This window comes from Sulfitobacter sp. 1A13421 (genome assembly GCF_043557285.1).
GTDB lineage: Bacteria > Pseudomonadota > Alphaproteobacteria > Rhodobacterales > Rhodobacteraceae > Sulfitobacter > Sulfitobacter faviae.
On sequence record NZ_JBIFFQ010000011.1, the window covers coordinates 86700 to 113568 of the forward strand.

Annotated in this window: 22 protein-coding genes; 4 read left to right on the forward strand and 18 right to left on the reverse strand. The window is 61.7% G+C overall.

The genetic code is table 11. The annotated features are described in order from the left end of the window. The first annotated feature begins 16 nt into the window (after positions 1–16). Both hpf and ACGYLI_RS16130 read left to right on the forward strand, forming a co-directional pair. Positions 17–583, forward strand: a complete 567-nt coding sequence (hpf, locus tag ACGYLI_RS16125) for a ribosome hibernation-promoting factor, HPF/YfiA family (protein WP_067267651.1) — start codon at positions 17–19, stop codon at positions 581–583. Between the two features lie 40 nt (positions 584–623). After that, positions 624–1088: a PTS sugar transporter subunit IIA gene (locus ACGYLI_RS16130; RefSeq protein ID WP_067630567.1), complete on the forward strand. Its 465-nt coding sequence runs from the start codon at positions 624–626 to the stop codon at positions 1086–1088. Between the two features lie 7 nt (positions 1089–1095). Here the strand turns inward: ACGYLI_RS16130 and ACGYLI_RS16135 are convergent, their stop codons facing one another. From ACGYLI_RS16135 to ACGYLI_RS16165, 7 genes are all read right to left on the reverse strand, one after another. Continuing rightward, the gene (locus ACGYLI_RS16135) at positions 1096–4227 is read right to left on the reverse strand and encodes an efflux RND transporter permease subunit (RefSeq protein ID WP_394419887.1); all 3132 of its coding nucleotides are present in this window, start codon (positions 4225–4227) and stop codon (positions 1096–1098) included. Then, on the reverse strand, positions 4224–5465 hold the full coding sequence (locus ACGYLI_RS16140; protein ID WP_394419888.1) for an efflux RND transporter periplasmic adaptor subunit: 1242 nt from the start codon (positions 5463–5465) through the stop codon (positions 4224–4226). The genes ACGYLI_RS16135 and ACGYLI_RS16140 overlap by 4 nt, the downstream gene beginning before the upstream one ends. Positions 5466–5507: 42 nt before the next feature. Then, on the reverse strand, positions 5508–5978 hold the full coding sequence (locus tag ACGYLI_RS16145; RefSeq protein WP_276155695.1) for a GbsR/MarR family transcriptional regulator: 471 nt from the start codon (positions 5976–5978) through the stop codon (positions 5508–5510). 123 nt (positions 5979–6101) lie between these two features. Next, positions 6102–6668, reverse strand: coding sequence for a membrane integrity-associated transporter subunit PqiC (locus ACGYLI_RS16150; RefSeq protein WP_394408183.1), 567 nt, complete (start codon positions 6666–6668; stop codon positions 6102–6104). A 3-nt stretch (positions 6669–6671) separates the two neighbouring features. After that, positions 6672–8756, reverse strand: coding sequence for an MlaD family protein (locus ACGYLI_RS16155; RefSeq protein WP_394419889.1), 2085 nt, complete (start codon positions 8754–8756; stop codon positions 6672–6674). Next, a complete protein-coding gene (locus tag ACGYLI_RS16160; protein WP_209217005.1) occupies positions 8749–9408 on the reverse strand; it encodes a paraquat-inducible protein A in 660 nt (219 codons plus the stop codon). Before ACGYLI_RS16160 ends, ACGYLI_RS16155 begins: the two co-directional genes overlap by 8 nt. Then, a complete protein-coding gene (locus ACGYLI_RS16165; RefSeq protein ID WP_280322496.1) occupies positions 9366–9977 on the reverse strand; it encodes a paraquat-inducible protein A in 612 nt (203 codons plus the stop codon). The genes ACGYLI_RS16160 and ACGYLI_RS16165 overlap by 43 nt, the downstream gene beginning before the upstream one ends. Before the next feature lie 193 nt (positions 9978–10170). Between ACGYLI_RS16165 and ACGYLI_RS16170 the strand changes: the two genes are divergently transcribed. Continuing rightward, positions 10171–10731: a type 1 glutamine amidotransferase domain-containing protein gene (locus ACGYLI_RS16170; RefSeq protein ID WP_394419890.1), complete on the forward strand. Its 561-nt coding sequence runs from the start codon at positions 10171–10173 to the stop codon at positions 10729–10731. 50 nt (positions 10732–10781) lie between these two features. Here the strand turns inward: ACGYLI_RS16170 and ACGYLI_RS16175 are convergent, their stop codons facing one another. From ACGYLI_RS16175 to ACGYLI_RS16225, 11 genes are all read right to left on the reverse strand, one after another. Further along, complete coding sequence (locus ACGYLI_RS16175; protein WP_394419891.1) at positions 10782–11885, reverse strand: CaiB/BaiF CoA transferase family protein; 1104 nt, start codon at positions 11883–11885, stop codon at positions 10782–10784. Beyond that, positions 11882–12853: a C45 family autoproteolytic acyltransferase/hydolase gene (locus ACGYLI_RS16180; protein WP_394419892.1), complete on the reverse strand. Its 972-nt coding sequence runs from the start codon at positions 12851–12853 to the stop codon at positions 11882–11884. Before ACGYLI_RS16180 ends, ACGYLI_RS16175 begins: the two co-directional genes overlap by 4 nt. A gap of 17 nt (positions 12854–12870) precedes the next feature. After that, positions 12871–14328, reverse strand: a complete 1458-nt coding sequence (locus ACGYLI_RS16185; RefSeq protein WP_394419893.1) for a biotin carboxylase — start codon at positions 14326–14328, stop codon at positions 12871–12873. A gap of 17 nt (positions 14329–14345) precedes the next feature. Next, a complete protein-coding gene (locus ACGYLI_RS16190; protein ID WP_394419894.1) occupies positions 14346–17081 on the reverse strand; it encodes an aminotransferase class I/II-fold pyridoxal phosphate-dependent enzyme in 2736 nt (911 codons plus the stop codon). A gap of 66 nt (positions 17082–17147) precedes the next feature. Beyond that, positions 17148–18230 carry a nitrilase-related carbon-nitrogen hydrolase gene (locus tag ACGYLI_RS16195; RefSeq protein ID WP_394419895.1) on the reverse strand — a complete coding sequence of 361 codons (1083 nt, stop codon included), beginning with the start codon at positions 18228–18230 and terminating at the stop codon, positions 17148–17150. A gap of 67 nt (positions 18231–18297) precedes the next feature. Then, positions 18298–18729 carry a universal stress protein gene (locus tag ACGYLI_RS16200; RefSeq protein WP_067268202.1) on the reverse strand — a complete coding sequence of 144 codons (432 nt, stop codon included), beginning with the start codon at positions 18727–18729 and terminating at the stop codon, positions 18298–18300. 12 nt (positions 18730–18741) lie between these two features. Further along, the gene (locus ACGYLI_RS16205) at positions 18742–21495 is read right to left on the reverse strand and encodes a TRAP transporter permease (RefSeq protein ID WP_394419896.1); all 2754 of its coding nucleotides are present in this window, start codon (positions 21493–21495) and stop codon (positions 18742–18744) included. A 103-nt stretch (positions 21496–21598) separates the two neighbouring features. Beyond that, on the reverse strand, positions 21599–22558 hold the full coding sequence (locus ACGYLI_RS16210; protein WP_067268205.1) for a TAXI family TRAP transporter solute-binding subunit: 960 nt from the start codon (positions 22556–22558) through the stop codon (positions 21599–21601). 222 nt (positions 22559–22780) lie between these two features. Continuing rightward, positions 22781–24382 (reverse strand): ABC transporter ATP-binding protein, encoded by a 1602-nt coding sequence (locus ACGYLI_RS16215; protein ID WP_394419897.1) that lies wholly within the window; start codon positions 24380–24382, stop codon positions 22781–22783. After that, complete coding sequence (locus tag ACGYLI_RS16220; protein ID WP_394419898.1) at positions 24379–25194, reverse strand: ABC transporter permease; 816 nt, start codon at positions 25192–25194, stop codon at positions 24379–24381. The genes ACGYLI_RS16215 and ACGYLI_RS16220 overlap by 4 nt, the downstream gene beginning before the upstream one ends. After that, positions 25191–26138: an ABC transporter permease gene (locus tag ACGYLI_RS16225; protein WP_209217004.1), complete on the reverse strand. Its 948-nt coding sequence runs from the start codon at positions 26136–26138 to the stop codon at positions 25191–25193. The genes ACGYLI_RS16220 and ACGYLI_RS16225 overlap by 4 nt, the downstream gene beginning before the upstream one ends. 252 nt (positions 26139–26390) lie before the next feature. Between ACGYLI_RS16225 and ACGYLI_RS16230 the strand changes: the two genes are divergently transcribed. After that, entirely contained in the window at positions 26391–26828 is a 438-nt protein-coding gene (locus ACGYLI_RS16230; protein WP_394419899.1) for an HdeA/HdeB family chaperone, read from the forward strand. Positions 26829–26869: the final 41 nt, after the last annotated feature.

The window sequence follows — 26869 nt, forward strand, 5'->3', positions numbered from 1 at the left end:
AAGACAAGGAGACGATATGCGGTATCAGATCAGTGGCAAACAGATCGACATTGGCGACGCGCTTCGGACACATGTCCGGACCGAACTGGACGAGGCGGTTAGCAAATATGCCGAACGCCCGACAGATGCGATGGTGGTGTTTTCCAAAACGGGCCACGAATTTGCCTGCGAGGCGACCGTGCATCTTTCCACCGGTCTCAATGCGTCGGCCAAGGCCAAGGCGACAGAGATCTACGCCGCCTTCGACAGCTGCTGCGAAAAGATGGAAAAACAGCTGCGCCGCTACAAGCGCCGCCTGAAAGACCATCACAAAGAACGCGCCGAACCGGTTGAACTTCTAGGGGCGTCCTCCTATATCCTCGCGTCAGACAGCGATTCAGATGCGCAGGAACCTGATACCCTCCAACCCATGATCATTGCAGAGATGCAGACGAAGGTGCCAACTTTGTCTGTCGGCGAAGCGGTGATGCAGATGGAATTGTCGGGCGATCCGGTGCTATTGTTTCGCAAGGAAGGCCAGGAAGGGATGAATGTCGTGTACCGCCGCGAAGACGGCAACATCGGCTGGATCGACCCTTCGTAACCCACGGCGGTAACTTCCGCCACAGAGCAGGGCGAGCGGAATGGATTTCGGCAAACTCCTCAAGCCAGAGGCCGTGAAGGTTTTGACTTCGGCTTCGAGCAAGAAGCGTCTGATGCAGGATATCGGCGAACTCGCCCAGCAAGCCTATGGGCTGCCGGCCGGCCAAGTGGTGGACGCGTTGATGACGCGCGAAACCCTCGGGCCGACCGGTGTCGGCCATGGCGTTGCCCTGCCCCATGCGCGGATGGACGGGATCGACAAGGTCGTCGGTGCCTTCGTGCTGTTGGACAAGCCGATTGATTTTTCCTCGGTCGACCGGCAGCCGGTCGACGTGGCCTTTGCCCTCTTCGCCCCCGAAGATGCGGGGGTGGAGCACCTCAAAGCATTGGCACTGGTGGCCCGCACGCTGCGCGACACCAGCATCTGCACCAAGTTGCGGTCGAACCCCGACCCGGCCACGCTTTACACCATCCTGACCGAAGACAAGGCCGATAAGGCCGCCTGACCTTGTCCTAGACGGCGACCGGTTCCGGCTCCGGCGGGGTCGGCTCGGCGCGTTTCGCTTTCTTCTCTCCCAGCATCAACATCGCCGGGGTCACCACAAGCGTCAGCACGGTGGCGACCACCAGACCGCCCGCGATGGCCGAGCTTAGCTCGGTCCACCATTGGGTGGAAGGCGCGCCATAGACGATCTCGCGCGTGAAGAAGTTGATGTTGAGGCCGATCACCATGGGCATCAGGCCAAGCGCCGTGGTGACCGAGGTCAGCACCACGGGCCGCAAACGCTGCGCCCCGGTGCGCAGCGCTGCCTCTAGCGGCGACAGCCCCAGTTTCTTGAGGTCGTTATAGGTGTCAATCAGAACGATATTGTTGTTCACCACGATCCCCGCCAGCGCGATCACCCCGATGCCGCCCATGACCACCCCGAAGGGCCGTCCGGTAATCAGCAGGCCAAAGAGCACCCCGGCGATCGAAAAGACGATTGCCGACATGACGACGAAGGCTTGGTAAAAGCTGTTGAATTGGATCACGAGGATCACGAACATCAGGAAAATCGCGGTGATGAAGGCGCCCACGAGGAAGATCATCGATTCCTGCTGGTCCTCCGCCTCCCCGGCGAAGGAGGCTTCGACACCCGGCGGTAGGTCCATCGCGTCAATCGCGCTGCGCAGCGCGACGGTCTGGTCGTTCACCAAGACACCGGGCGCGACATTGGCCTCGATCGTGACCACCCGCTCTTGATCCACCCGCGTGATCGTGCCGGTGCGCGGACTCGGCTCGAAAGTCACGAAGTTCGAGATCGGCACCAGCCCTGCGGAGGTCGGCACGCGCAGCGATTGCAACTCTTCCAGCGTGCGCTCATCGGAGGGGAAGCGCACGTTGATGTCGATAGAACCCTCGGCATCGTCAGGCCGGTAATCCGCCACGGTGATGCCCCGCGTCAGCAGTTGCACCGCCTGCCCCAGGGTCGAAATATCGGCCCCGAACCGCGCGGCCTCGGACCGGTTCACGGCGATGCGCCATTCCACCCCCGGCAGAGGGCGCGAGTCGGTCACATCGGTGAAACCGCCGATATCGGCCATCTTCTCGCGAATCTGATCCACCACCTGCTGCTGCACCTGCGGGTCATGCGCCTCGATCCGCAAATTAACGGGTTTGCCCGCCGAGGGGCCGTTCGATGCGGTCTGCACCTGCACGTCGATCCCCGGAATGGCCGCCATCTCGGTCCGGATTTCCTCGCCAATGATGGCGGCGGGGCGGCGTTCGTCCCATTCGGTGAACTCAACCTGAATGGTGCCGATCAGATCGGCACTGTCGCGGTTGCTGCTGCCGGTGCGGGCATAGACGCTGGCGATCTCGTCATAGGCAAAGAGGCGCTGTTCGACCTGCCGCACCAGCGCGTCTTGTTCGTAGATCGAGAAATTGTCCCGCGCACGCACCTGCACCTGCGCAAAATCAGGCTCTACATCGGGAAAAAAGGTGATCCCATTGCCGAATTGCGCATAGGCCGTAAAGCCTCCCATCAGCATTGAGATGGCAAGGATCAGGGTCATCCACGGGCGCAGGATGGCGAATTGCAGCAGTTTGACATAGCCGCCGGTAAAGCCCTTCAGATCACGCGGGTCGCCCTGTTCGGCGGCATGGAGCGTGGCCTTGTCCTTGGCCGATTGCGGCGGGCGCTTGCCGATGATCCCGCCCACGACGGGGATAAAGACCAGCGCCATGAAAAGCGAGGCGGTCAGGGTCAGGATCACGGTGATGGGCAGGAACTTCATGAACTCCCCCACCGTGCCGGTCCAGAACAGCAGCGGGAAGAACACGCTGAGCGTCGTCGCCGTGGAGGCGATGATTGGCCATGCCATGCGCTTGGCGGCATGGGCATAGGCGGCGCGGGGCGAATGCCCCTCTTGCAGGCGGCGGTCGGCCAGTTCGGTGGTCACGATAGCCCCGTCCACCAGCATCCCCACCACAAGGATCAGCGAGAAGAGCACCACAAGGTTCATCGTATAGCCCATGACCCAAAGCGCCGTGACCCCGGCCAAGAAGGCCCCCGGAATCGCCAAGCCCACCAGCAGGGCCGAGCGGACGCCCAAGGCCCAGACAATTACGATCATCACAAGGATCACCGCCGCGATAACATTGGCCTCAAGATCGCTGAGCATGTCTTGGACCTGCTCGGATTCGTCTTGGGTGTATTTGACGGTGATGCTGTCGGGCCATTCCGCGCGCATCTCGTCAATCAATTCGCGCACCGCCGCGACCGTCTCGATAATATTCGCGCCCGAGCGTTTCTTGATCTCAAGCGCCAGCGCAGGCTGGCCGTCGATCCGGGCGAAGCCAGTCGGGTCTTTGAAGGTTCGACGGATCGTGGCGACATCGGCAAAGGTCACCACCGTATCGCCGCGCACCTTGATCGGCAGCGACATGACGTCTTCGACATTCTCGATCAGCCCCGGCACCTTGAGCACCAGCCGCCCCGCGCCGCTTTCAATCGCCCCCGCCGCGATCAGGCGGTTGTTGCGGTTGATCTGGCTGATCAGCTCTTCGAAAGAGATGTTGTAGGTCTCAAAGACCGTGGGGTCGATCAGCACCTCCAAAAGCTCGGTCCGCTCCCCCCCGACATCGACTTCAAGCACGCCGGACAGCCCTTCGATCGCGTCCTTCAACTCTTCGGAAATGGAGTTGAGCGTCCGTTCCGGCACCGGGCCGGAAAGGATCGCGGTCAGAATCGGGAAAAGCGCCGTGTTGATCTCGGTCACGACCGGGTCGGTGGCGTCTTCGGGCAGGTCCGACTTGGCACGGTCCACGCCCTCGCGCACCTTGTCGAGTGCCTCATCTGAATCGAACCCCGGCTCGAACTCCAATTGCACAGAGGCATGGCCCTCAGCCCCGTTCGAGGTGATCTGTTTCAACCCGGTGATCGCGCTGAGTTCGGTCTCAAGCGGCTCAACGAGCAGCCGCTCGCTGTCCTCGGGCGAGATGCCTTCGAGAGAGGTGGAGACATAGAGCGTCGGGATCGGAATCTCGGGCGAGCTTTCCTTGGGGATACCGACATAGGCATAGGCCCCGACCGCCAAGATCATCACCAAGCTCAGGATCACCACGCGGGCGCGGCTAAAAGCGGCGTCGATCAGCGTGTTCATTCCACTTGCTCCGGCTGGGCGGCTTCGGCGCTGCCGGTGATCTGGCCGTCGCCGCTTGGCTGGTCTCCCAACTCGTCAATCTCGGGCACACCCGCCGTGGGCTGCGCTTCCCCTTCATTGTCGCCGCCGGTTTCGGGCTGCGGGTTGACCGTTTCCCCGTCGTTGACGAAGCCCTGCCCGATGGTGATGATCTGGGCCTCATCCGGCAGGCCCGCGATCCAGATGCCATCGGTCTGGGCGCGCACGATGGCGATCTTGTTAAAGACAACCTTGTCCTCATCGTTCACCGTTTTGACGCCCAAGGTGCCATTGGTGTCCAAGGACAGGATCGCCGGAGAGACGAAATGCGCGCGGGTCTCGCCCGTGGGGATGCGCACGCGGGCCGAAATGCCCGCGGGGATCGCCCCATCAGCGTTTTCGACCCTGACTTCGGCGGTAAAGGTCCGGGTTTCGGCGCTCGCACTGCTTGAGACGAATTGCACCTCGCCCTGCGCCTCTGTCCCGGTGATGAAGACGACCTCGGCCGTTTGACCCTCTTTAATGTCTTTAAGCGACTGCTGGGGCACCTGCACTTGGATCGTCAGCGGCGTGTTGTCGACCAGACGCGCGATTTCCTCACCGGTAGAGACGAACTCTCCCGCTGAGATATCGAGCATCTCTAGCCGGCCGGGAAAGGGGGCGCGGATTTCGGTGTTGTTCAGCGCCTCTTCGGCAGCGGTGACCGAGGCTTGGGCGGCGGCCAACGTCGCGCGGGCTTGGCTCACGCGGTCCACGGTCGAGACACCCCGGTCCAGCAGCGCTTGGGCATTGTCGTATTCGCGTTGCGCGCGACTTAGTTCCTCACGCGCGCGGGCCAGATCGGAATCGCGCGCCGTGGTGCTGAGCCGCGCGATCAACGCGCCCGCTTCGACGGCATCGCCTTTGTCCACCAGCACCTCGGCGATCTCACCGCCCGCTTCGGCGCGGACCATCGTATCGCGGTCCGGCAAGGCCTGCCCTTCAGCTACGAAGACCTGCGTCACGCTGTCCGCCTGAGAGCCGCGCACGGCCACCGTCACCGCTTCGGGAGCAATGGGCGCAGGCGCGGCTTCCTCGGTCTCTTCGGAGAGGATAATATAGCCGCTGCCCATCCAAAGAGCGATCAACAGCGCGATCCCACCGGCGATGAACTTCGACCGTTTCGAGCCGGCATCGCTGTCGAATGAAAGCGTCTGGCGCTCTTGAGATGTGTCACTCATTGATCGAACTCCATCACCGCGACCCCGTGATCGGGCCGCGCGTCAATTCTTGGGTTTGCTCACCCGGGTTGCTACGTCATCAAGCGCGGCGCTGATCGTGTCATAGAAGGCGGCGAAAGTATCGAGCCTTTGGCGCACCCCTTCGGCCTCCTCGGGCAGCTTGCGGATCGTATCGTTAATCTCGGATTTGGCGTGGCGGGTCCCTGCCAGCGCGTATTTCGTCATCGCGGCATAGGCGTCATCGGCGAGTTGGAAGTAATCCTGCCGGTCACCCGTCTTGTTCACACGCCGGATCAACCCCCGCTCTTCGAGCAGACGGATAGAGGTGCTGATCGTGGCGCGGCTCACGGAAAGGCGGCGCGACAGCGCGCCGAAGGCAATCGGCTCGCCCTCGAAAACCAGCATGGCAAAGACCTGCCCCGCCATGCGCGGCAACCCTTCGCCCATGGCAACGACGCCCATGCGGGTGATGAAGTCATCGCGGACTTGGTCGATTTGGTCTGTGCTATCCATCATTCCCCGTCCACGGCAGGCGCGTTGAAGGTAGATAGACAAGGCGGGGCACAAATCAAGACTATTCAGAATTTTCCGAACAGACGGAACAACGCGCGTCGCCGGTAGCCCCGGCGCTCGACCCTACTTCAACCCGTTCCGGGCGATATAGCGGGCTAGATCAAGGACGAGTTGCCCCCGCGCCGCGGCGATGGCGTTTGCGCCACCTTCGGGATTGAACGGCACGCTGAGGTCAAACAGGCCCGACCGCTCCCGCCGGTCATCGCGGACGGCCACGAAATACTGACCGGAGGCGCGGAACTCCCCCGCTTCGGTGGCCACCAGTTCGGCAAAGCGCACTTCGAGGCTGGCATCGGGGAAGGCCTCGAACGGCCAAGGCTCGGACGCGATGCGCCGCCCCGTCATCCGCGCAAGGTTCTGACTAAGCTCCAGCGCCACGGCCCGTTCGGGCGCATCGGCCCAAAGCACATCGGTCGAGCTGACCAGACGGCCATCGGCCAATTGCACCGAAATCTCTTCGGCGGCGGCGTAGGTCGGCAAAGACACGTCGCGCACTTCGACGGAACTGAAGGCGATGGAGGTCTTCTCTGTCACCGCCGGGGCGCGGACGGGGAAACGTTCAGCTGTGCCGCCACAGGCTGCCAAGGCAGCCAGCAGGCCGAGGGTGATCAAGGGTCTTGCAAATGTCATGCGTTACCGTCCCAGCAATAGAGAATTGGGGTTACGTTCGATGGTCCGCGCCAAAGATGCAAGGGCATCGGCGGCTTTCTGAATGTCGCGCAGGGTGCGTTCGGCGCTGCGGCTCAGCTGCTCACCCTGATTATAGCCTTCGATGGTGCGGCTGGCTTGGGCAAAAAGCGCGGTCAAACGCTCGACCACCTGCGGCAGGTCTTGGGCCGAGAGGGCAATATTGTCCGCGGCATTGCGGGCCGAGGCCAAGGTGCGGTTCACATTCTCGACCGCGCCGCCTTCGCGCAGCTCTTCCAACGTGGCGTTCAATTCGTCCAAGGCGCGTTTCAATGCGCCCGGCAGGGCCACCGCATCTTCGGTACCGATCACCGCATCGGCGGATTCGGTGAGGTCGGTGAGTGCGACGACCAGTTCTTCGACCTCAAGCGTTTCGGCCTTGGCCGCCACCGCCTGAATGCGCTCCACCAACTCCGGCACGCCTTCGACCGAGGAGGACACCGCATTGGCCGCATCCGATGCGCCCTCGAGCGCGGCGGAAAGCCGTTCGGCAATCCGCTCTTCCTCAAGCTGGGCCACCAGTTCTTCGATCCGCACCAGCGTGCCGTTCAGGGCGACCGGCACGTTCTTGACCTCTTCGGAAGAGACCAGCCCGGTCAATTCACCCAAAAGGGTGCGCACGTCCTGCGGGGTTTCGCGCAGGTCTTCGTCCGACACGAAAGCCTCTGCCGAATTGAGGAAGGTGATCGCGCTGTTGAGCAATTCTTCGATCGGCAGGCTGTTGATGCGGGTAAAGACCCCTTCGACCGTGGCCGCCGCATCGGAGACATCGCTTTCCGTGGTCGGCATCAGCGCAAGGCCATTCTCCGTCTCGTTCAACGAGGCCTCGGGCGCGTCTTCGACGGCGACGAACTCAACCTTCAAACCACCCGTCAGCAGGCTGGCCGAGGCAAGCCGCGCGCGCAGGCCGTTTTCCACACGTTCTTTCAAGAACGCCAGCGCGGCTTCGGCGGTGACGTCATCCTGCATCCCCAGATGCGCGGGCTGGATCGACAGGATCGCGTTCAGCCGCACACGGCTGTCGCCGAAACGTTCGAAATCCACCAGCCCCGAGAGGGTCTCGACCTCACCGATCTCCAGCCCGCTCATCTCAACCGGGGCGCCGACGATCAGACCCGAGATATTGTCGTCGAACACGACACTCAGCTTCAGCGGATCGACCTCGGAGGCGTTAAAGACAGAGTTCCGCGCGGTTTCCTTGTCGGGGTAAATCTCAAACACCGTGCCGTCAGACACCTGCGCCCCACCAGAGACGAAAGTGTCAAAGGTGATGCCGCCGCCAACGAGGGTCGCCAACGAGGAAAAGTCGATCTCGGCCCCCGCGGGGCCGATGTTGACGCTAAAGCCCGATGCGTCCCAAAAGCGGGTGGATTCATTGATCAACTGGCGGTGCTCTTCGAAAATCAGCGCCTCGACAATGGCGTAGTTGCCGCGCGGGGCGATCTTGGCATAGCCGACGCGGCCCACTTCGATGCCCTTGTAAAGGATCGGCGCATTGTCGGTCAGATGCCCGTTTGCGGTGGAGCGGAAGGCAATCTCAAGCCCGCCTTGGCCGCCGCGGATCAACGGCTCGGTCGACGATCCCTGAAAGCGCTCCGCCGCCGGGCCGACCTGTTGGTCCCAAGACCCTTCGATATAGACACCGCTCAGCACCGTGCTGAGGCCGGTAATGCCCTGTGCGGTGACTTCGGGCTGCACGACCCAGAAGACCGCGCCATTGTCGATATAGGGCGCCACGTCTTTGTCGACGCGGATATGCGCCGTCACCCGGTCCAAACCCGAGGTGAAGCCGACCTTCTCGACCACCCCGACCGTCACATCGCGAAAGCGCAATTCGGTCTCTCCGGCAGAGATACCCGCGCCCTCTTCGAATTCTACGACGATCACCGGGCCGCGCTCGCTGTAAGACCGATAGGCCACGAAAAGCGCAACGATCAAGGCGAGGATCGGGATGATCCAGATCACCGAGGCACCGCTGAGAAACATCTTGCGGGTCGGGGAAATCGGTACGTCGGGAGGCGTCTTAGTCATTGGTTTTCAGGCCCTCGTCCTTGGTCTGAGCGTCCCAGATCATGCGGGTGTCGAACGCTTGTGCCGCCAGCATGGTAAAGATCACGGAGAGGGCAAAAAAGATGCTCGCGGTACCGGGATTGATGGCGGCCAGTGTCTTGAGTTGCACCAGAGACGACAAAATCGCAACCACAAAGATATCGATCATCGACCAGCGTCCGATGTACTCAACCACTTCGTAAAGGTAATGCCGCTGGCGCTGCGAGGTGACCGAGCGCCGTTTCACGCTGATCGCAAGAAAGGCCACGGCCATGAATTTGGCCAACGGAATGGCGACAGAGGCGAAGAGGATGATCAGGGCGATCCCCCAGTTGCCATATTGCGCCAGTTCCACCGCGCCGCCGATGATCGTGCTTTCCTCGACCTGAAACAGTGTGCGGGTTTTAAGCATCGGATAGGTATTCGCGGGAATGTAGCACATCAGCCCCACCGTCCAGAATGCCCAGACACGCTGAAGGCTCATCCGATCGCGCGAGACCAGCTTGCTGCCACAGCGGCTGCAAAGCTTTGTGCCCATCGGCGCGGGCTTGTTACAGCGGGTGCAGGCCACGATGCCCAACTCCCGTGCGCTCACGATGTCTTGGGATGTTCCAGAGAGTTCCATACGGACCATTTGCATAAGAATCTGTCCTGCGCGATGACGAGGATCACCAGCGCGCCGAACATGTAAAACGCGGGGCCAAAGCCCACATCGGCCAGATCGGCCACTTTGACCAGCGCCACGGCACAGCCGATGGCAAAAACCTCGGCCATCGACCAAGGGCGCAGTTCCTCCGACAGGCGAAAGGCGGCGACGGCATGGCGCGCGGGCGGGCGATCCAGCACCACGGGGATCAGCACATAGAGCGTCAGCAGCACCCGCAAGAGCGGGATGAAAAAGATCAGCGCCGCCGTGGCCAGCGACAAGAGGATCATCGGCCCGCCGGAAAAGGCAAGCGCTGCATCCAGCACCGATACCGCGTTGCTGGCCCCCGCCGCGTCGATGGTGAGGAAAGGAAAGACCGCCGCCCCGATGATCAAGACCATGACCGCCACCGCCACGGCGATGATCTGCAACCCGGCGTTTCTGCGGGGCGTGATCAGGGCGGTATGGCACCGCTCACAACTCGCCCGCTCCCCATGGGCGGGGCGGCGCAGCCGGTAGACGGCGTCGCATTGCGGACAGACGATCAATTCGTCCATGGGCAATTCGGCAAGGGGGGTGTCGGGGCGATCCATTCTGAACGCATATATGATGCCGCCCTTTGACGTATCAACAAATATTCACCGCCCTGTGGCGCATCTGCACCGGCGGATCATCGCCCTCGCGCGAATGTGAGTGGAACAGGCGGCCATGCAGACCGTTGGTCCTGCAGAAATGACAAAGGAGAAAGCAATGACTGATATCACCAATGCAAAGATCCTGATCCTCGCCACCAATGGCTTTGAGCAGTCCGAACTGGAAAAACCCCTGAACGATCTGCGTGACCGCGGCGCCACCGTCCATGTGGCCACGCCCGACGGCAATGAGATCAAGGGCTGGGACGAAGATGACTGGGGCAACACCGTGCCCGCAGACCTTGCCCTTCGGGACGTGAATGTCGACGACTACCAAGGCATCGTGCTGCCCGGTGGCCAGATAAACCCCGACCTGCTGCGCGCCAACGAAGACGCGGTGGCTCTGATCCGCAAGTTCCACGACAGCGGCAAGACCGTCGCCGCCATCTGCCACGCCCCGTGGCTGCTGATCGAGGCGGGCATCATCAAAGGCCGCAAGGCGACTTCCTTCTCCTCCATCGCAACGGATGTGAAGAACGCCGGTGCGCATTACGAAGACAGCGAAGTGGTGGCCGATCAAGGCATCGTGACCAGCCGCTCGCCCGAGGATCTCGACGCTTTCGTCGCCAAGATCGTCGAGGAAGTCGAAGAGGGCAAACACGACCGCAAAGCGGCCTGAGCCTTGCCTCTGTAACGAGATTTACCCCCGGTCCTTTGGCCGGGGGTTTTTCATGCGCGGTCTCGCGGCAGGCCAAGCTCCGCCAGCACCGCATCGGTATCCGCGCCGATGGCCCTTGGGGGGCTAGGCATCTGTGGCGCGGCACCGTCAAACCGCGGCGCTTGGCCTGATTGAAACACGCCATTCGTCCTCACCACATTGCCCCGCGCCGCCATCTGCGGATGATCCGGCGCTTCGGAAAAGCTGAGCACCGGGGCCACGCAGGCATCAGAGCCGTCGAAATGCGCCGCCCAGTCGTCCCGGGCGCGGGTGGCGAAAATCGCGGAGAACTCAGCGATACGCGCCTCCCATGTCGTCCTGTCGTTCTGGCTCTCGGCAAGCTCCGCAGGCAGGCCCAACTTCTCTAACAGGATCGCGTAGAACTGCGGCTCCAAAGCCCCGACCGAGATGAACTTCCCATCCGCACAGGTGTAGCACCGATAGAACGGCGCGGCCCCATCAAGCCAATTGGCGGCACGCTCTTCGGTCCATGTGCCTTGGGCCAGCATGCCATGGATCAGCCCCATCATCGCAGGCACCCCATCGACCATCGCGGCGTCGACAACTTGGCCCTTGCCGGTCACCCCGCGTTCGATCACAGCCGCAAGGATGCCGAACAGCAAGAACATCGTCCCGCCGCCGTAATCCGCCACCATGTTCAGGGGCGGCACCGGGGGCGCATCGGCGCGGCCCATGGCATGAAGTGCCCCTGTTAGAGCCAGATAATTGATGTCATGCCCCGCCGTCTGCGCCCATGGGCCGGTCTGGCCCCAGCCGGTCATGCGGCCATAGATCAGAGCCTCGGGGCAGGCGTCAGGGCCAAGGCCCAAACGTTCCATCACGCCGGGGCGAAACCCTTCGATCAGCACATCGGCAGAGGCGATCAGCGCCTTCGCCGCGGCGATGCCTTCGGCGGTTTTCAGGTTCAACACCACCGACCGCTTGCCGCGCCGGTTGATGTCCGACGGGTCCGCCGGGGCGGCTTTGCGGTCAACCGTGATGACATCCGCGCCTTGATCGGCCAGCAGTTGCCCCGCCAGCGGCGCGGGGCCAAGGCCGGAAAACTCCACCACCCTGAGCGAGGACAGCGGCCCTTTGCGCGTCGCCCCGCTCATGCCGCCCCCGGCACCAAGACCTGCCGCGCCCCTTCGGTGAAATCCGTCAGCGACAGCGCCCATGTCGTGCCGGGCCAGCGCAGCTCCATCTCGCGTTTGCGCGGACGGTAAACGGCGGTGTAAAGCGTGCCAAACCCGGCGTTGAAGGCAGTGGAATAAAGCGGCGGCTTGAGGAACGCCCCGATGAACTTTTCCTCCGGATCGCGGTGCAGGCGCAGACGTTGTAACAGATAACGCTCCCGTTCGACCGTGGCGGTAAAGCGGGCGTGGCTGATCCACTCAACATTCTCTTGATGATTGGTGGCCACTGCGGCGCGGGTGATGACAGCGGGGCGATCTGGGGCCATCATGGCTGTCAGGTAACTGCGTTTTCGGTCGAGCACGGTCACGTTGTAGCTCATATGTGTGGGCATCCGCGCCAGCACCTCGCCCGCCTCCTGCGCGGTTTCGCAGGTCTGCAAGACATAGCGCAGGATCAGCGGCACGCCGAAGCCTTCGCCCACCACACGTCGCCCGCCAAAGGTCAGCGAGATCGACAGCCCCGCGTCATTCACCCCATCGACCAGCCCCCAGAGCCCGTCGGAAGTGCCCATCACCTGCCGCCCCTGCCAGTTCGTGCGCAGCACCATCGCGTCAAAGGCATTGGGGTTGTAGTCATAGTTGCGCACCATGACCGGCTCTTTCCCCGCCCAGATCGCCTGGGAACAGGCCGAGAGATAAGGCGGTGGGCAGTAAAAACTAAGGAAGCGCGCCGCGTGATCGCCGCCGCCTGCTAGACTGCAAAGCTGGTCATATAGCGGCAGCATCTCGGGCATATGCTGGGCCAGCGCACGGCGGCATTGGGCATAGGTCGGACGCGCGGCCTCCCCCTCCTTCAGCCACCATGCGTGATAATCAGGCCAATAGGCCGCGAAGAGTCCAGCCCATTTCGGGCCGGGCTGGTCTTCGGACAATGCGCGCCAGTACATCGCGGCCTTTCAACTCGTTACAGGATCTTGAACGCCGGATCAGAAAGCTCTGGACCGGCCGAGGCGGTGGGCAAGGGTTTGCCATCCACGCTGCGTTTGATCCCGTGAATCCACTTTTTCGCGCGTTCATTCAACTGGAAAGACTTGGTCATCGAACGACCCCGCGTCACAAGGATGCCGATATCGGCCCCTTCATAGCGATAATCACCCGGTTGCAAGATGCGCAGGAAGAAGGCTTCGTTCTCGCTCTCGACCGCGCGACGGTGATAGTCGAAACGATCAAAGACCACGCTGCCGTCTTCCTTCATCTTGTAAATCCCGGTCTCGGGCGCTTCGGTGCAGATGTCGACACTGTCTTCGGTGTGTTTGATGACCATCTGGCTCCAGCCGTCGATATTGTCCGGGTCAGCCCAGCGGGCGTTCAACTCATCCACGTCGAGGGTGAACTTCTTACGGCTGAACTCCAGCAAGTGGAACAGGAACAGCGGCGCATCGGCATGGGCAAAGGCCGCGTGGTTGGTCATCGAGCTTGCCCCGGTGATGCGCGGGTTCAGCTCGCCCAACCATAGATCGCCGGTCTTCTTGTCGATCAAGAAATCCAACTCGAAATAGCCGCGATAGCCCTCTTTCCGCAGTTGCTCCCCGAACTTGAAGGTCAGATCGCGGGCCTTCTCGCGAACCTTGGGCGGGAAGGCGGTTGCGAGGATCTCGTTACCGCACCAGCCGCCGCGATAGGGGGTCAACTCCTTGAAGCCGACCAGTTCGGTCATCAGCGGCCCAACGATGGTGCCTTCCTTGGTGGCGCAGGCCTCAATCGCTGCGCCACGGCAGTCGATCCTCTTCATAATCTTAATCTCACCTTCGCCGATAATCTCGCTCTCATGGCGGCGGAAATCGGCCTCGGACTTGATGAAGAAGGTCGTGTGCCCGCTGTCGCCATAGGCCGATTGTAGCACGAGGTCATGGCCCAGATCGGCTTTCTCGCAAATTTCGCGCAGATGGTCGTAGCTTTCCACCACACTCAGCGTGTTGGGCACGGAAGGCACACCAGCTTTGTTGCCGATGCGCACGGTTTCGATCTTGTTGTCCATCGACTGGCGCAGCTTCGCTTTCGGGAACCAGACCTCGGCGCCCAGCTCCTTGCTCAGGCGCTCGGTTTCCTCGTCGAACATCAGGAAGACGAATTTGGGCTTGCCGCCGCGGCGCTTGATGAAGTCGATGACCTCCTTGTGCTGCAACAGGTAGTTGTTGATGTCCTCGATGCTCTGGAACTCCGCATGGGGCTGTTCCGAGGGGCAGAAGACGTTGGGATGCTTGCCGCCGTAGCAGTCGATGTAGCAGATGTACTTGAAATTCTTCACCCATTCATCGAGGCCTAGCAGATTGAAGTTGGTGGCCGAGATGAAATAGACCGGATCCTCGTTTCGGTGAAAGAACCGGCGGATTTCGGAGATATTCTTGAGAATTTTTGCCATGTCGTAGGTCCTTTTGGTCAAACGGGTGAAGAAGAAAGGTCTTTGCGGCGCACGCGTTTCAATGCCTCCGCGGTAAAGACGCGCAGGCCCAGATCGGGCCGGTATCCGTGGATCTCGCTCACATCGAGCGCGCGCATGAAGTCGAGAATTTCCTGACTGACGACCTGTCCGGGGACGAGGATCGGAAAGCCGGGCGGATAGGGGATGATGAAACTGGCCGAGACCACCGTGTCGCCCGCGTCCATCACCTCTTGCAAGGATCCGTTCAGGTCGAGGTAATCACAGTTCTTCTCATCATAGGCGAGGAAGAAGGGCGTGCGAATGTCGCCCTCGGGCGTATCGGCGGCGCGGAAGGCTTCGTGGAAGCAACTGAAATCCGGCAGCGGCGGGTAGTTCTCCATCAGATTGGTGACGCGCCGGTCGAATGACAGCCGCTCCATCCGGCTGGCATCGTCCAAAAGATCGTCGAGCGACTTGGCGATCTCCACCAGCACTTCGATCAGATAGGCGACCGAAGAGCGCGTGGTGCCGATGTTGGTCATGAACAGCACGGTATTGCGCGAGGTCTTGTTGATCTGGATGCCGTATTTATCCATCAGGATCTGGGTCTTGAAGGTATCGCCATCCCAGCCCGTGCCGCCCACGGCCAAGGTCACGCGGGTCGCGTCGAGCACGAATTCATCCTGCTCCCAACAATCCCACATGTCTGTCCAACCCTGTTCAACGTCATAATAGCTGGTGACTCCGCTTTCGCGGTGCTGTTCGGGGATCATGTCTCCGGCGGAGAGCACTTTGAAATACTTGCGTAAGAGGGGGTGTTCGCTGATCGCACGGCGCATCGACATCGCCGCTTCGACCTGCCGTTGGACAAACTCGAACCCTTCGAGTTCGACCTGACGCCGCCCCACGTCGAGCGAAGCAATGATCTGGTAGTTCGGTGAGGTCGAAGTGTGGGTCATATAGGCTTCGTGGAAGCTCTGCTCGACCTCGCCTTTGAAGTCCTGATCGTTGACGTGGATCATCGAGCCCTGCCGCAGTGAGGTCAGCGTCTTGTGGGTCGATTGCGTGGCATAGGCCCGCACCCGCGCCTGCGGCGGGGGGATCAGCCGGGTGTTGAGCAGGGTCTCATCATCCGCGTCCTTCAGGGTCTTTTGCTGGGCCTCATAGGCGGCGGCGTGGGCCTCGGACTTGAACTTCGCCCGCAGGGTATTGGCCGCGTTCATCGCGGTGCGTTGGCGATATGTGGGACTAAACCGGGCAAAAGCGAACCATGCCTCGTCCCAGAGGAAGATGAGGTCGGGCTTGATCGCCAGACATTCCTCCATCACCCGCTCGACGTTATAGACCAGCCCGTCGAAGGTGCAGTTCGTCAGCAAAAGCATCCGCACCCGGTCAAGTTTGCCCGCCGCCTTCAGCTCCAAGAGCCGCTCCTTGATCTCGCGCAGCGGCACCGCGCCGTACATCGAGTATTCGTTGAGCGGATAGCTGTCGAGGTAGCTGACCTGCGCGCCCGCGAGCACCATGCCGTAGTGGTGGCTCTTGTGGCAGTCGCGGTCGACCAGCACGATATCACCGGGCCGCACCAGCGCCTGCACCACGATCTTGTTGCAGGTCGACGTGCCGTTGGTGGCGAAAAACGTCTGTTTAGAGCCGAAGGCGCGGCTTGCGAGTTCCTGCGCCTCTTTGATCGGTCCATGCGGCTCTAGCAGGCTGTCGAGCCCGCCCGAGGTCGCCGAGGTCTCTGCAAGGAAGATATTCGGCCCGTAGAACGCCCCCATGTCCTGAATCCAGTGACTGCGGGTGATCGACTTGCCACGGCTGATCGGCATGGCGTGGAAGACGCCGGTGGGCTGTTTGGAATATTCCACCAGCGCGGTGAAGAAGGGCGACTTGTTGCGTGCCTGCACCCCGCGCAGGATGTTGAGGTGCAGCTCCATGAAGTCTTCTTGATTGTAGAAGACCCGCCGACAAATCCCCAGATCGAGTCCGGCGATATCCTCGACCGAGCGTTCGGTGACCAGATAGGCATCAAGCTCGGGCCGGACCTTGGCAATCATCCGGCAGAGCTCTGGGCCATAGCTTTCAGGTTGAAGTGCGTCGATCTCATCCTGCCCGCCGGCGCGGGCGAGGTAGCGGGTCAGGATCTGTTGATCGACTTTCGATTTCAACGTGAGCCCGGGGCGGACGACGATGGCTTGAATGTTGTGGTTGAACATCACCGCGATCAGCGCGTCCTCGAGGCTGGGCACCACGACGGCTTCGTAGATGAACGGGTCTTCGGTCCGGCGCATGCGGGAGACATTGCTGCGCAGCCAGCGTTCCTGCTGTTCGTTCACATTGTCGACGATCAGCACTTCGAAATAGGGTTTCGCCAGCGCCCGCGCCTCGGGCGGCAGCATCGCCTCGTCGTCATGCTCGTCCTGATCCAGACTGTCGCGTTCCAACGGGATGGTGCGGCGGCGATAGGCACCGGTGGTTAGCGCCCGGGTTACCCGGTTCACGGCAAAGGCCAGATCCTCGAAATTGCCATGGGCGAACTGGCGGCGCATGTGGTCAAAGGCGGACATGCCCGGAAAGGCCCAATAGGGCTCAATCAGGGCCAGTGACTCAAACAGCGCCTCAATTCCCTTGCGCCCCTGCGCCGCGTTCTTGCCTTTCGGATCGCGTGACATGGCGGCGGCGGCGGCGCGCAGGGCGCTCCACCGATCCGACCGCAGTTGAATGGCCGAGGAATAGTCGTTCATAGAATGCATCAGTCGTCCTCTGCTGGAGGGCCGACCGATGCGTCAGGTAGCGCTTTGCGCGAACCTGACCCCGGCCTAGCCGCTGGTATTGTCGTTCTGCCCGGGCGTGTCGGGCGTTGTCTGTGGGTCGGGCGTGCCCGCAGCCGGGGCCACGGGCGCCGGTGTCTGGGCCACCTCGGGCGCCGTCCCGGCGGTGGGGCTGGCAAGCGGCTCAGGCGGGAAACCGTTCTTGCCCTTATAGGTCGGAATTTCAGCAGGCACCTGCTGGGCGGGCACATCGACATGCAGCCCCGCGCGGCTGCCCTGTTGCGGGATTTCAAGCGGGCCAAGGGTGTGCAGGAAGGCATCCGCGCCGCTGTCACGGTCATAGACCGGGAAGTCTGTCGGGCGGTCGCGGAAGGATTTGAGCAGCTGGCCCAGCCCCTTCATCCCCGTCTCGCGCTGACGGCGAACCATGTTGAGGTCGATCTCGATCGGGAACATGTCCTCTTGACCCGCAGACTGGTGCAGCACCATCGAGGTGGGATCGACCACACAGGATTTGCCCACGCCCCCGGCGCCTAGGCCGTTCACGTCGAAGATGTAGCACTGGAACTGCGCCGCTGTGGCCCGCGCAATGGCAAGTTCCGCGTCGCGGTCGGTCGTGCCGGTCAAGACCGGATGCAGCAGCACCTCGACCCCTTGGCTGGTCAGCTGGCGCGTGGTCTCGGGGAACCACATGTCATAGCAGATCGACAGGCCAAAGCGGCCCACATCCGGCACATCGAAAATACAGAATTCATTGCCCGCCGCGATCCCGGCCTCATAGGGCCGGAAGGGGAACATCTTGGCATAGCGGCGCACCACTTCGCCTTCGGGGTTGATGACGACCGAGGTGTTATACACGCGGCCATCCTCGGGATGCTTGAGGAACATCGAACCGGGGATCAGCCAGACCCGATGCCGCCGCGCGGCGGCCTGAAACTGCTCAATCGTCTCATTCTCGGGCGGCAGGGCAAACCGGTCGAGCGGGCCGAAAGGTGCCAGTTCGGAGAACAGCACCATCTGCGTCCAAGGGAAACGCGCCATCAGAATGTCGAGCCGCTGGATCATGCCCTCGACATTGGGCTGCAGGGCATTGACGTACATCTGCACGCCGGCAATCGCGAAAGGGGTCATGCGTGAATACTCCGAACTACGCGGCGCAATGGACCATTTCCTTGCCTATCTCCGCGACGCACGTGTCTTACGCCCTCACGACCAGAACGGAAACAGGGGAACGACGCACAATGCGGTCGGCGTTGGAACCGACGAGGAATTCGCGCAGGCTGTCGGGGTGCTCGGACCCCATGACCACCAGATCGGCGTTTGATTTCTTTATCGTTTTCAGCGCCTCGCGGTGGATCTTGCCGAATTTCAGATGCTGCTTCACCTTTACGTCATCAGGCACCTCACGCTCGACCAGTTGCTCAAGCGCCTTGGCCGCGCGGCCCGTGGCCTGTTTCTCGTAATCTGCGGGAAAGAACCCTTCGACCAGCGGTGTGCCCATGTCCGGCACGACCGAGAGGATATGCAGCGTGCCTTTGGAGAGGCGGATCATATCAATCGCCTGCGGCAACGCCTTTTCCCAGGATTTCGGGTCGCTCAGATCAACGGTCAGCAGGATGTTATCGAACATGATGCGCCCTCCTCAGGCTGTCGCGGGCTTACGGGGGGCCTGCGCGGCACGGCCCCGTTGCAAGAAGACCACTAGCGCCAGAAGTAGCAGGGCGGGGATGAACATCCAGTACTTGCTGGGTTGTGGCATTGGTTTTAGCACCCGCAGCACCTCTTGATCCCAATCAAGGCCCGCGCCCTGCGCCGGGCTGTCGTAGAGGACATCGTCGATGATCATCTTGTCGCCATCCTCGCGGAACATGAGCCCCGCGGCCTCCAGCTTCTCGGCCCCGGTATCACCTTCGCCGATGGGCAGCAGCGCCACGAACTCCAACGGATCGCCCAGATCGTTCACGCCCGAGATGCGCAGCCGCAGCCGTTCGCCCGCGGGGGTTTCTTCAGCAGCCTGAACGATCTCGGTCGGGGCTTCCTCGCTATAGGGGGGATAGATCATGTCCATCCAAAAGCCCGGGCGGAAAAGGGTAAAGGCAATGAGCAGCAGCGCGATGGTTTCATAGAAACGGTTGCGGGCCAGAAAGAAACCTTGGGTCGCCGCCGCGAAAAGCAGCATGGCCACGGTGGCCACCACAAAGATGAACAACCCCTGCCCCCATGTGACCCCGATCAGCAGCAATTCCGTGTTGAAGATAAACAGGAACGGCAACGCCGCAGTGCGCAGGGAGTAGAAGAAAGCGACCAGACCTGTGCGGATCGGATCACCGCCCGAAACGGCGGCGGCGGCAAAGCTTGCCAGACCCACCGGCGGGGTCACATCGGCCATGATGCCGAAGTAGAAGACGAAGAGATGCACCGCGATCAGCGGCACGATCAGCCCGTTCTGCTGGCCCAGCGTTACGATCACCGGGGCCAGCAGGGCCGAGACGACGATATAGTTCGCTGTGGTGGGCAGGCCCATGCCAAGGATCAACGAGAGCACCGCCGTCAGGAACAGGATGGCAAGGATATTGCCGCCCGAGAGCACTTCGACCACATCCGCCAGCGCCGAGCCGACACCGGTCTGGCTGACCGCGCCGACGATGATGCCCGCCGTGGCGGTGGCGATGCCGATACCGATCATGTTGCGCGCGCCGGTGACCAGACCGTCGATCAGGTCGAGGAACCCGGCTTTGACATCGTTGACGAATTGGCTCTCACCCCGGAACATCGCCATCAGCGGGCGCTGTGTCAGCAGGATAAAGATCATGTAGGCCGCGGCCCAAAAGGCCGAGAGGCCGGGCGACAGGCGGTCGACCATCAGCGCCCAGACCAGCACCACGACAGGCAGGATGAAATGCAGACCGGAACGCGCAGTTGGCCCCGGCATCGGCAGGGTCGTCACCTCGGCGTTGGGGTCTTCCATCTCAAGCGGTTCTTCCTTGCTCGCCACATAAAGCAGGCCAACATAGACCGCCGTGAGGAAGACAAAGATGATATAGCCCGCCGTTTCGGGGAAGGCCGGGCGGATCCAGCCCATCAGGTAATAGACGGCGAAGGACAGCGCGCAGATCGCGATGATCGCAAAGGCGATGCCGATAAGCTGCTGCACCAGCGGCTTGGGCGTATAGGCGCGCGGCAGGCCCTGCATCCCGGCCTTCATCGCCTCAAGATGCACGATGTACACGAGCGCGATGTAGGAAATCACCGCAGGCAAGAAGGCGTGTTTGACCACGTCGAAATAGGGAATGCCGACATATTCGACCATCAGGAAGGCCGCAGCCCCCATGACGGGCGGCATGATCTGCCCATTGACAGAAGAGGCCACCTCGACCGCGCCGGCCTTTTCTGAGTTGAAGCCCACCTTCTTCATCAGCGGGATGGTGAAGGTGCCCGTGGTCACGACGTTGGCAATGGACGAGCCCGAGATCAGGCCGGTCATGGCCGAGGCCACAACGGCAGCTTTGGCCGGACCGCCGCGCATGTGGCCCATGAGGCTGAAGGCGACTTGAATGAAGTAGTTGCCCGCCCCCGCACGGTCCAAAAGCGAGCCGAAAAGCACGAAGAGAAAGACGAAGGAGGTCGACACGCCAAGCGCGATGCCAAAGACGCCTTCGGTCGTGATCCACTGGTGGTTCACGATCTCCGAAAGGCTGTTGCCCTTATGGGCGATGATGCTTGGCATATAGGGGCCAAGCACGGTGTAGAAGAGAAAAACGCTCGCCACGATCATCAGCGCAGGCCCAAGGGCGCGGCGGGTGGCTTCGAGCAGGATTAACAGGCCGGTCACCCCCGCGATATAATCCGGCAGGATCGGCGCGCCGACGCGATTGGCGATGTCACGGTAGAAGATAAAGAGATAGAGCGCGCAGAAGGTGCCGACGATGGCCAAGGCCCATTCCCAGATCGGAATGCGGTTCTTGGGCGAGCCGAGCAGCACTGTCGCGACCACAAAGGCCGCCGGGATCGGGATCCACCAGACCGCGGTGGAATCCTTCGTACTGACCATAAAGAGAGCGGCAAGAACGATGGGAACGATGACGCCAAGCGCCACCTGAAAACTGGTGCGCGTGGCCGGAAACACCATGATGCCAAGGAATATGGCAAAGCCCAAGTGAATGGAGCGGGCCAGCGTATCGTTGAAAAGGCCGATAGGCGAGGCGATGTAGAGTTGGAAAAGGGACCAAGCCAATGCCACCAGCAGCAGCAAGGTGCCCATCAACCCGCTGACAGAACGCCCACCCGTATCAGAAGAAGCGACAAGTTCGTCCAGTTCCGCCTGGCTCAATCCGCCCCGGTCACCGGTCGCGGCGGTTTCGACAGCCGCCGCCTTTTGCTGGTCCTTCTCAGACATATCGTCCCCCTGTCGGCTCCACCTTGGGGTGGATGCGCATATTGTTTTTTTCGGGTCTCTGACGGCAGCGTACCGCCGCCAGAGCTATCATGTCACGGATAGATTACTCGAGCCAACCTTGCTCTTTGTAATACTTCTCGGCGCCGGGGTGCAGCGGCGCGGAAAGACCGCCCGAGATCATTTCCTCTTGGGTCAGGTTCTCAAAGGCAGGGTGCAGACGCTTGAAACGGTCGAAGTTGTCAAACACCGCCTTGACCACCTGATAAACGACTTCGTCGTCAACATCGGCAGAGGTCACGAAGGTGGCTTTCACGCCGAAGGTTTTCACGTCTTCGTCGGTGCCCTTATACATGCCGCCCGGCACGGTGGCCTCGGCATAATAGGGATTGTCGTCGATCAGACCTTGGATCGCGTCACCGTCCACGGGGATCAGCTTGGCATCAACGGTCGACACGGCTTCTTGGATCGAACCGTTGGGGTGACCCACGGTGTAGATGATCGCGTCCACCTTGTTGTCGCCCAGAGCGGCGGCTTGCTCAGCCGGTTTCAGCTCGGAGGCCAGTGCGAAATCGTCCAGCGTCCAGCCTTTGGCGTCCATCACGACTTCCATGGTGGCGCGCTGACCGGAACCGGGGTTGCCGATGTTGACGCGCTTGCCTTTGAGGTCGTCGAAGGACTCGATGCCGCTGTCGGCACGGGCGATGACGTTGAACGGCTCACCATGCACGGAGAAGACCGCGCGCAGGTTGTCGAACTTGTCACCCTCGAACTGGGAGGAGCCGTTGTAGGCGTGGAACTGCCAGTCGGACTGGGCCACGCCCATGTCCATGTCGCCCGCTTTGATGGCGTTGATGTTGGCGATCGACCCGCCGGTCGACGGCGCGGTGCATTTCAGGTTGTGATCCGCTGTGCCGCGGTTCACCAGACGGCAGATCGACTGACCGACGACAAAGTAAACGCCTGTCTGACCACCGGTGCCGATGGTGATGAACTTTTCCTGAGCCATGGCCGCAGTGCCGGCCACCATGGCACCGGTCATCGCGAGCATTTTGAACATTTTCATAAGATGTCTCCCATTGTTATAATTGGCGGACCACCCTTTAGGCGGACACCATTGCATGCACAAGTAGAGCGCCGCAGCCTTCAGGCAATTGACTGGGCTAGGAAATTCTTCACACGCCATTCAGACCGCGAGCAGACATGCCCCTGTGGCGGGAATCCCCGATTTCACGTTAGGTCGGTTTTTCATCGCAATCAATGCAGCTGACACGAAGGGCCGCAACACCTACCCGACCGGCTGGGGCAGGTCAGGCAGAACCGGGGCGGCGGCGATCAGTGATTTGGTATATTCATGCTGCGGCGCGTCAAAGACCTTCGCGGTCTCTCCCGCCTCGACGATCTTGCCAGACTGCATCACCAACACCCGGTCCGTCACCGTGCGCACCACCGAAAGGTCATGCGAGATGAAGAGATAGGTCAGGTCATAATGGCTGCAAAGATCCGCCAGCAGGTCGAGGATCTGCGCCCGGACCGAGACATCAAGCGCGCTGACCGCCTCATCGAAAAGGATCAACTCGGGCCGGATGATCAGCGCCCGGGCGATGGCGATCCGCTGCCGCTGCCCGCCGGAGAATTCGTGGATGTATTTCCGTGCATCCGCCGGGCGCAGCCCCACAGCTGTCAGGGCTTCGTCAATTGCGCGAGTTCGCTCGGCCCCCTGTGGCGGGTTGTCGAGCAGGTGAAACGGCTCGGTCACCAAACGGTCGACCCGGTGGCGCGGGTTGAAGCTGCCGAAAGGGTCTTGAAACACAACCTGCATCTTGCGGCGCACGGCAAGGTTCGGCTGCGTCCCGGTAAAGACCGGCTGGCCATCGACCGTGATACTGCCCTCTTGCACCGGCTCCAGCCCCAAAATCGCCCGCGTCAGGGTCGATTTCCCGCAACCGGATTCGCCCACCAGCCCCAAACGTTCCCCACGGTTCAGGGTAAAGCTGAGGTTGTCCACCGCGCGGAAGGTGCCGGGCGCGCCGAACAGTGTCTTGCGCGGCAGATGGTAATCGCGGCAGACGCCTTTGACCTCTAACAGAGGCTTAGGCGCGGGCGGCGCGGACAGGTTCACCTCATGGCGTGAGGCGTCGAAAAGCATTTTGGTATAGGGGTGCTGCATGTTGTGCAGCAGGGCCTGCGTCTCCCCTTGTTCGACGATCTGCCCCTTGCGCATGACGATGATCCGGTCAGCCATATCCGCCACGACGGCAAGGTCGTGGGTGATCATCAACAGCCCCATGCCGTCTTCGCGCGCCAAACGGGTCAGCAGGGCGAGGATCTGCGCCTGCGTAGTGACATCCAGCGCGGTGGTCGGCTCGTCCGCGATCAGCAAACGGGGGCGCAGGGCGATGGCGATGGCGATCACCACCCGCTGGCGCTGCCCACCGCTCAGCTCATGCGGATAGCGCGACAGGGGGAAGCGGTCTTGGGGCAGGCCGACGCGGGTCAGCGTATCGGCGGCGCGGGCCTCGGCCTCGGCCCGCGAGACGCTGGGTTCATGTACCCGGATGGTTTCGGCCACTTGGCGACCGATGCTTTGCACCGGGTTGAGCGCGGTCATCGGCTCTTGGAACACCATGCCGATGTCATTGCCGCGCATATCGCAAAGCGCTGCCTCGTCCATCTGGGTCAGATCGTCCTCGCCCAGCATGATATGCCCGGTCGTCGTCGCGCCCTTGGGCAGCAGCTGCATCGCCGCCAGCGCGGTCATCGACTTGCCAGAGCCGCTTTCCCCGGTCACGGCCACGATCTCTCCCGGTGCGACGGAAAAGGTCACCCCGTCGAGGATGCGCAGCCCGTGGATAGAGAGCGAAAGATTGGAAACAGAAAGAAGCGTCATGTGCGTGCCACCCTCAGGCGGGGATCAAGCAGGTCGCGCAGCCCGTCACCCATCAGGTTCAGCCCCAGCACCGTCAGGATAATCGCGAACCCCGGCATCAGGGCCATATGCGGCGCGATGCTGACCATGGTCTGCGCATCGGCCAGCATCCGGCCCCAAGACGGCACCGGCGGCTGCGCGCCAAGGCCGACATAGCTCAGCCCCGCCTCGGCGAGGATGCCGAGAGAGAATTGGATGGTCCCCTGCACGATCAGCAGATTGGCGACATTGGGCAGGATATGCTCGAACGAGATCCGCGCCGCGGATTTGCCTGCCACCCGTGCCGCCATGATGAACTCCCGTTGCCACAGCGACAGCGCCGCACCGCGGGTGATCCGGGCGAATACGGGAATGTTGAAGATACCGATGGCGATGATCCCATTGATCGCCCCGGCTCCAAAGACCGCCGTAATCAGAATGGCGATGACAATGGCCGGAAAGGCAAAGACCAGATCATTGCCGCGCATGATGACCTCATCCACAAGGCTGCCGCGCCGCGCCGCAGCCCAAAGCCCCAACGGCACACCCACGCCCATGCCAATGCCCACCGCCACCAGCGCCACGGCGATAGAGGTGCGCGCACCGACCATGATCATGCTCAGAATGTCGCGACCAAAGTGATCCGTCCCCATCGGATGCGCCAACGACGGGCTGCGCAGCTTGTTCGCGATATCAAGCCCGGCATAGTCATAGGGCGTCCAGACAAAGGAGATCAGCGCGGCCAGCAGAAAGACCGAGGTCAGCACGGCCCCAAGAAACAGATTGCGGTTCATGTGCGTGCCCTCAGCCGGGGATCGACGGCGGCATAGGCCAGATCGACAAGGAAGTTCACCAAGATCACCGAGAAGACCAAGAGCATCACGACCGACTCGACGACGATCAGGTCTCGTGCCGAGATCGACTGAAACACCAGCCGCCCAAGGCCCGGCAGGTAAAAGACCTGCTCGATAATGATCGACCCGGCCAGCAGGAAGGAGAATTGCAAGCCGATGATGGTCAGCACCGGGATCAACGCATTGCGCAGCCCGTGCCGCCAAAGCGCCTGCCGTGCGGTCAGCCCCTTGGCCCGCGCGGTGCGCATGAAATCTTCGCCTAGCACATCCAGTAGGGCCGAGCGCATGACCCGCGCAAGGATCGCCGCCTGCGGCAAGGCCAGCGCGATGGCAGGTAGGGTCAGCGCGTGCAGCCCGGCGAAAAGCCCCTTGTCCCATCCGACGAAACCGCCTGCCGAAAACCAGCGCAGGTTGATCGAAAAGATCAGCACGAGGATCATGGCGAACCAGAAGTTCGGCACCGCCACGCCCAATTGCGTCGCCCCCATCACGCCCACATCCCCCGCCCGACCGCGGCGCGAGGCGGCATAGATGCCCGCCGGAAAGGCCACGATGACAGAGAGGAAAAGCGCATAAAGCGCCAAGGGCACAGAGACCCAAAGCCGGTCGCCAATCATCTCGGTCACCGGGGTGCGATAGGTGTAGGACGTGCCGAAATCACCCTGCAACATGCCGCCAACCCACTCCAGATAACGCTCGGGCCGGGACTGATCGAGACCCAGTTCACTGCGCAGCGCGGCCAGCGTTTCGGGCTGGGCATTCAGGCCCAGCATAAAGGACGCCGGATCGCCGGGGGCGACCTCGATCACCATAAAGATCACCAGCGACGCGACCGCGAGACTGATGAGCAGGGAGAGAAATCTTTTTAACGCATAGCGCAACATAGCGCGGAGGTTAGGCGGCACGCTCGGGAGGGTCCAGAGCCCGCGTGCAGTTTCCCCGGCAAGAAGGACAAAAATGCTGATTTTTTAAGTGCCGCTGTGATTTCCGCGCTGGACCGCTATCGAAAGAATCCAGCAATGACAGAGCCTTATACGCTCAGAACGCGGTTTTCCTGTGCCTTATTGCTATGCGCTGGAACCATATCCGTTATGCGGTGTTGTCTTCGGGAGAACAGACAAAACTGGAGAATGAAAATGAAAACGACTTTGAAAACACTTGCGATCGCCGGCCTTCTGGGCACCGTTTCCGCACCCGCATTTGCCGCCGCTCACATGGACATGGCCACCATGACCTGCGCCCAGTACCAAGAACTGAGCGATGACGACAAAATGAAAGTCGCTTCCATGGCAATCGCCGAGCTGGAAGATGGCGGCCACGGTGGCTCCATGATCACCGAAACCAAGAACGACGGTTCCGAGCCGAGCGACATCTCCGCTGAAGAAGCGACAGATTCCGAAGAGACCGAAGATTCCCTGATCGACAACACCAAAGCTGTTGAAGATTCCGAAGAAGCCGACGAAATGGCAGACACGGACATGCAGCAGGAAATGGAAGACTTCATGGTCGTCTGCAACCAGAACCCCGATGCGCTGGTAAGCGAAGCCGCTGCTGGCATGCGCGGCAAAGACTAATAGGTCTTCGCATATAATTACAAAGGGCGCGCCTCACGGCG

What these genes read in the sequence shown, in the direction of transcription:
- ACGYLI_RS16180 (WP_394419892.1), bottom strand. Translation starts at nt 12,853, where the DNA reads ATGTACTGGCGCGCATTGTCCGAAGACCAGCCCGGCCCGAAATGGGCT.
- ACGYLI_RS16150 (WP_394408183.1), bottom strand. Translation starts at nt 6,668, where the DNA reads ATGACATTTGCAAGACCCTTGATCACCCTCGGCCTGCTGGCTGCCTTG.
- ACGYLI_RS16220 (WP_394419898.1), bottom strand. Translation starts at nt 25,194, where the DNA reads ATGAACCGCAATCTGTTTCTTGGGGCCGTGCTGACCTCGGTCTTTCTG.
- ACGYLI_RS16200 (WP_067268202.1), bottom strand. Translation starts at nt 18,729, where the DNA reads ATGTTCGATAACATCCTGCTGACCGTTGATCTGAGCGACCCGAAATCC.
- ACGYLI_RS16210 (WP_067268205.1), bottom strand. Translation starts at nt 22,558, where the DNA reads ATGAAAATGTTCAAAATGCTCGCGATGACCGGTGCCATGGTGGCCGGC.
- hpf (WP_067267651.1), top strand. Translation starts at nt 17, where the DNA reads ATGCGGTATCAGATCAGTGGCAAACAGATCGACATTGGCGACGCGCTT.
- ACGYLI_RS16145 (WP_276155695.1), bottom strand. Translation starts at nt 5,978, where the DNA reads ATGGATAGCACAGACCAAATCGACCAAGTCCGCGATGACTTCATCACC.
- ACGYLI_RS16135 (WP_394419887.1), bottom strand. Translation starts at nt 4,227, where the DNA reads ATGAACACGCTGATCGACGCCGCTTTTAGCCGCGCCCGCGTGGTGATC.
- ACGYLI_RS16160 (WP_209217005.1), bottom strand. Translation starts at nt 9,408, where the DNA reads ATGGTCCGTATGGAACTCTCTGGAACATCCCAAGACATCGTGAGCGCA.
- ACGYLI_RS16230 (WP_394419899.1), top strand. Translation starts at nt 26,391, where the DNA reads ATGAAAACGACTTTGAAAACACTTGCGATCGCCGGCCTTCTGGGCACC.
- ACGYLI_RS16175 (WP_394419891.1), bottom strand. Translation starts at nt 11,885, where the DNA reads ATGAGCGGGGCGACGCGCAAAGGGCCGCTGTCCTCGCTCAGGGTGGTG.
- ACGYLI_RS16170 (WP_394419890.1), top strand. Translation starts at nt 10,171, where the DNA reads ATGACTGATATCACCAATGCAAAGATCCTGATCCTCGCCACCAATGGC.
- ACGYLI_RS16155 (WP_394419889.1), bottom strand. Translation starts at nt 8,756, where the DNA reads ATGACTAAGACGCCTCCCGACGTACCGATTTCCCCGACCCGCAAGATG.
- ACGYLI_RS16165 (WP_280322496.1), bottom strand. Translation starts at nt 9,977, where the DNA reads ATGGACGAATTGATCGTCTGTCCGCAATGCGACGCCGTCTACCGGCTG.
- ACGYLI_RS16225 (WP_209217004.1), bottom strand. Translation starts at nt 26,138, where the DNA reads ATGTTGCGCTATGCGTTAAAAAGATTTCTCTCCCTGCTCATCAGTCTC.
- ACGYLI_RS16205 (WP_394419896.1), bottom strand. Translation starts at nt 21,495, where the DNA reads ATGTCTGAGAAGGACCAGCAAAAGGCGGCGGCTGTCGAAACCGCCGCG.
- ACGYLI_RS16215 (WP_394419897.1), bottom strand. Translation starts at nt 24,382, where the DNA reads ATGACGCTTCTTTCTGTTTCCAATCTTTCGCTCTCTATCCACGGGCTG.
- ACGYLI_RS16185 (WP_394419893.1), bottom strand. Translation starts at nt 14,328, where the DNA reads ATGGCAAAAATTCTCAAGAATATCTCCGAAATCCGCCGGTTCTTTCAC.
- ACGYLI_RS16190 (WP_394419894.1), bottom strand. Translation starts at nt 17,081, where the DNA reads ATGCATTCTATGAACGACTATTCCTCGGCCATTCAACTGCGGTCGGAT.
- ACGYLI_RS16195 (WP_394419895.1), bottom strand. Translation starts at nt 18,230, where the DNA reads ATGACCCCTTTCGCGATTGCCGGCGTGCAGATGTACGTCAATGCCCTG.
- ACGYLI_RS16130 (WP_067630567.1), top strand. Translation starts at nt 624, where the DNA reads ATGGATTTCGGCAAACTCCTCAAGCCAGAGGCCGTGAAGGTTTTGACT.
- ACGYLI_RS16140 (WP_394419888.1), bottom strand. Translation starts at nt 5,465, where the DNA reads ATGAGTGACACATCTCAAGAGCGCCAGACGCTTTCATTCGACAGCGAT.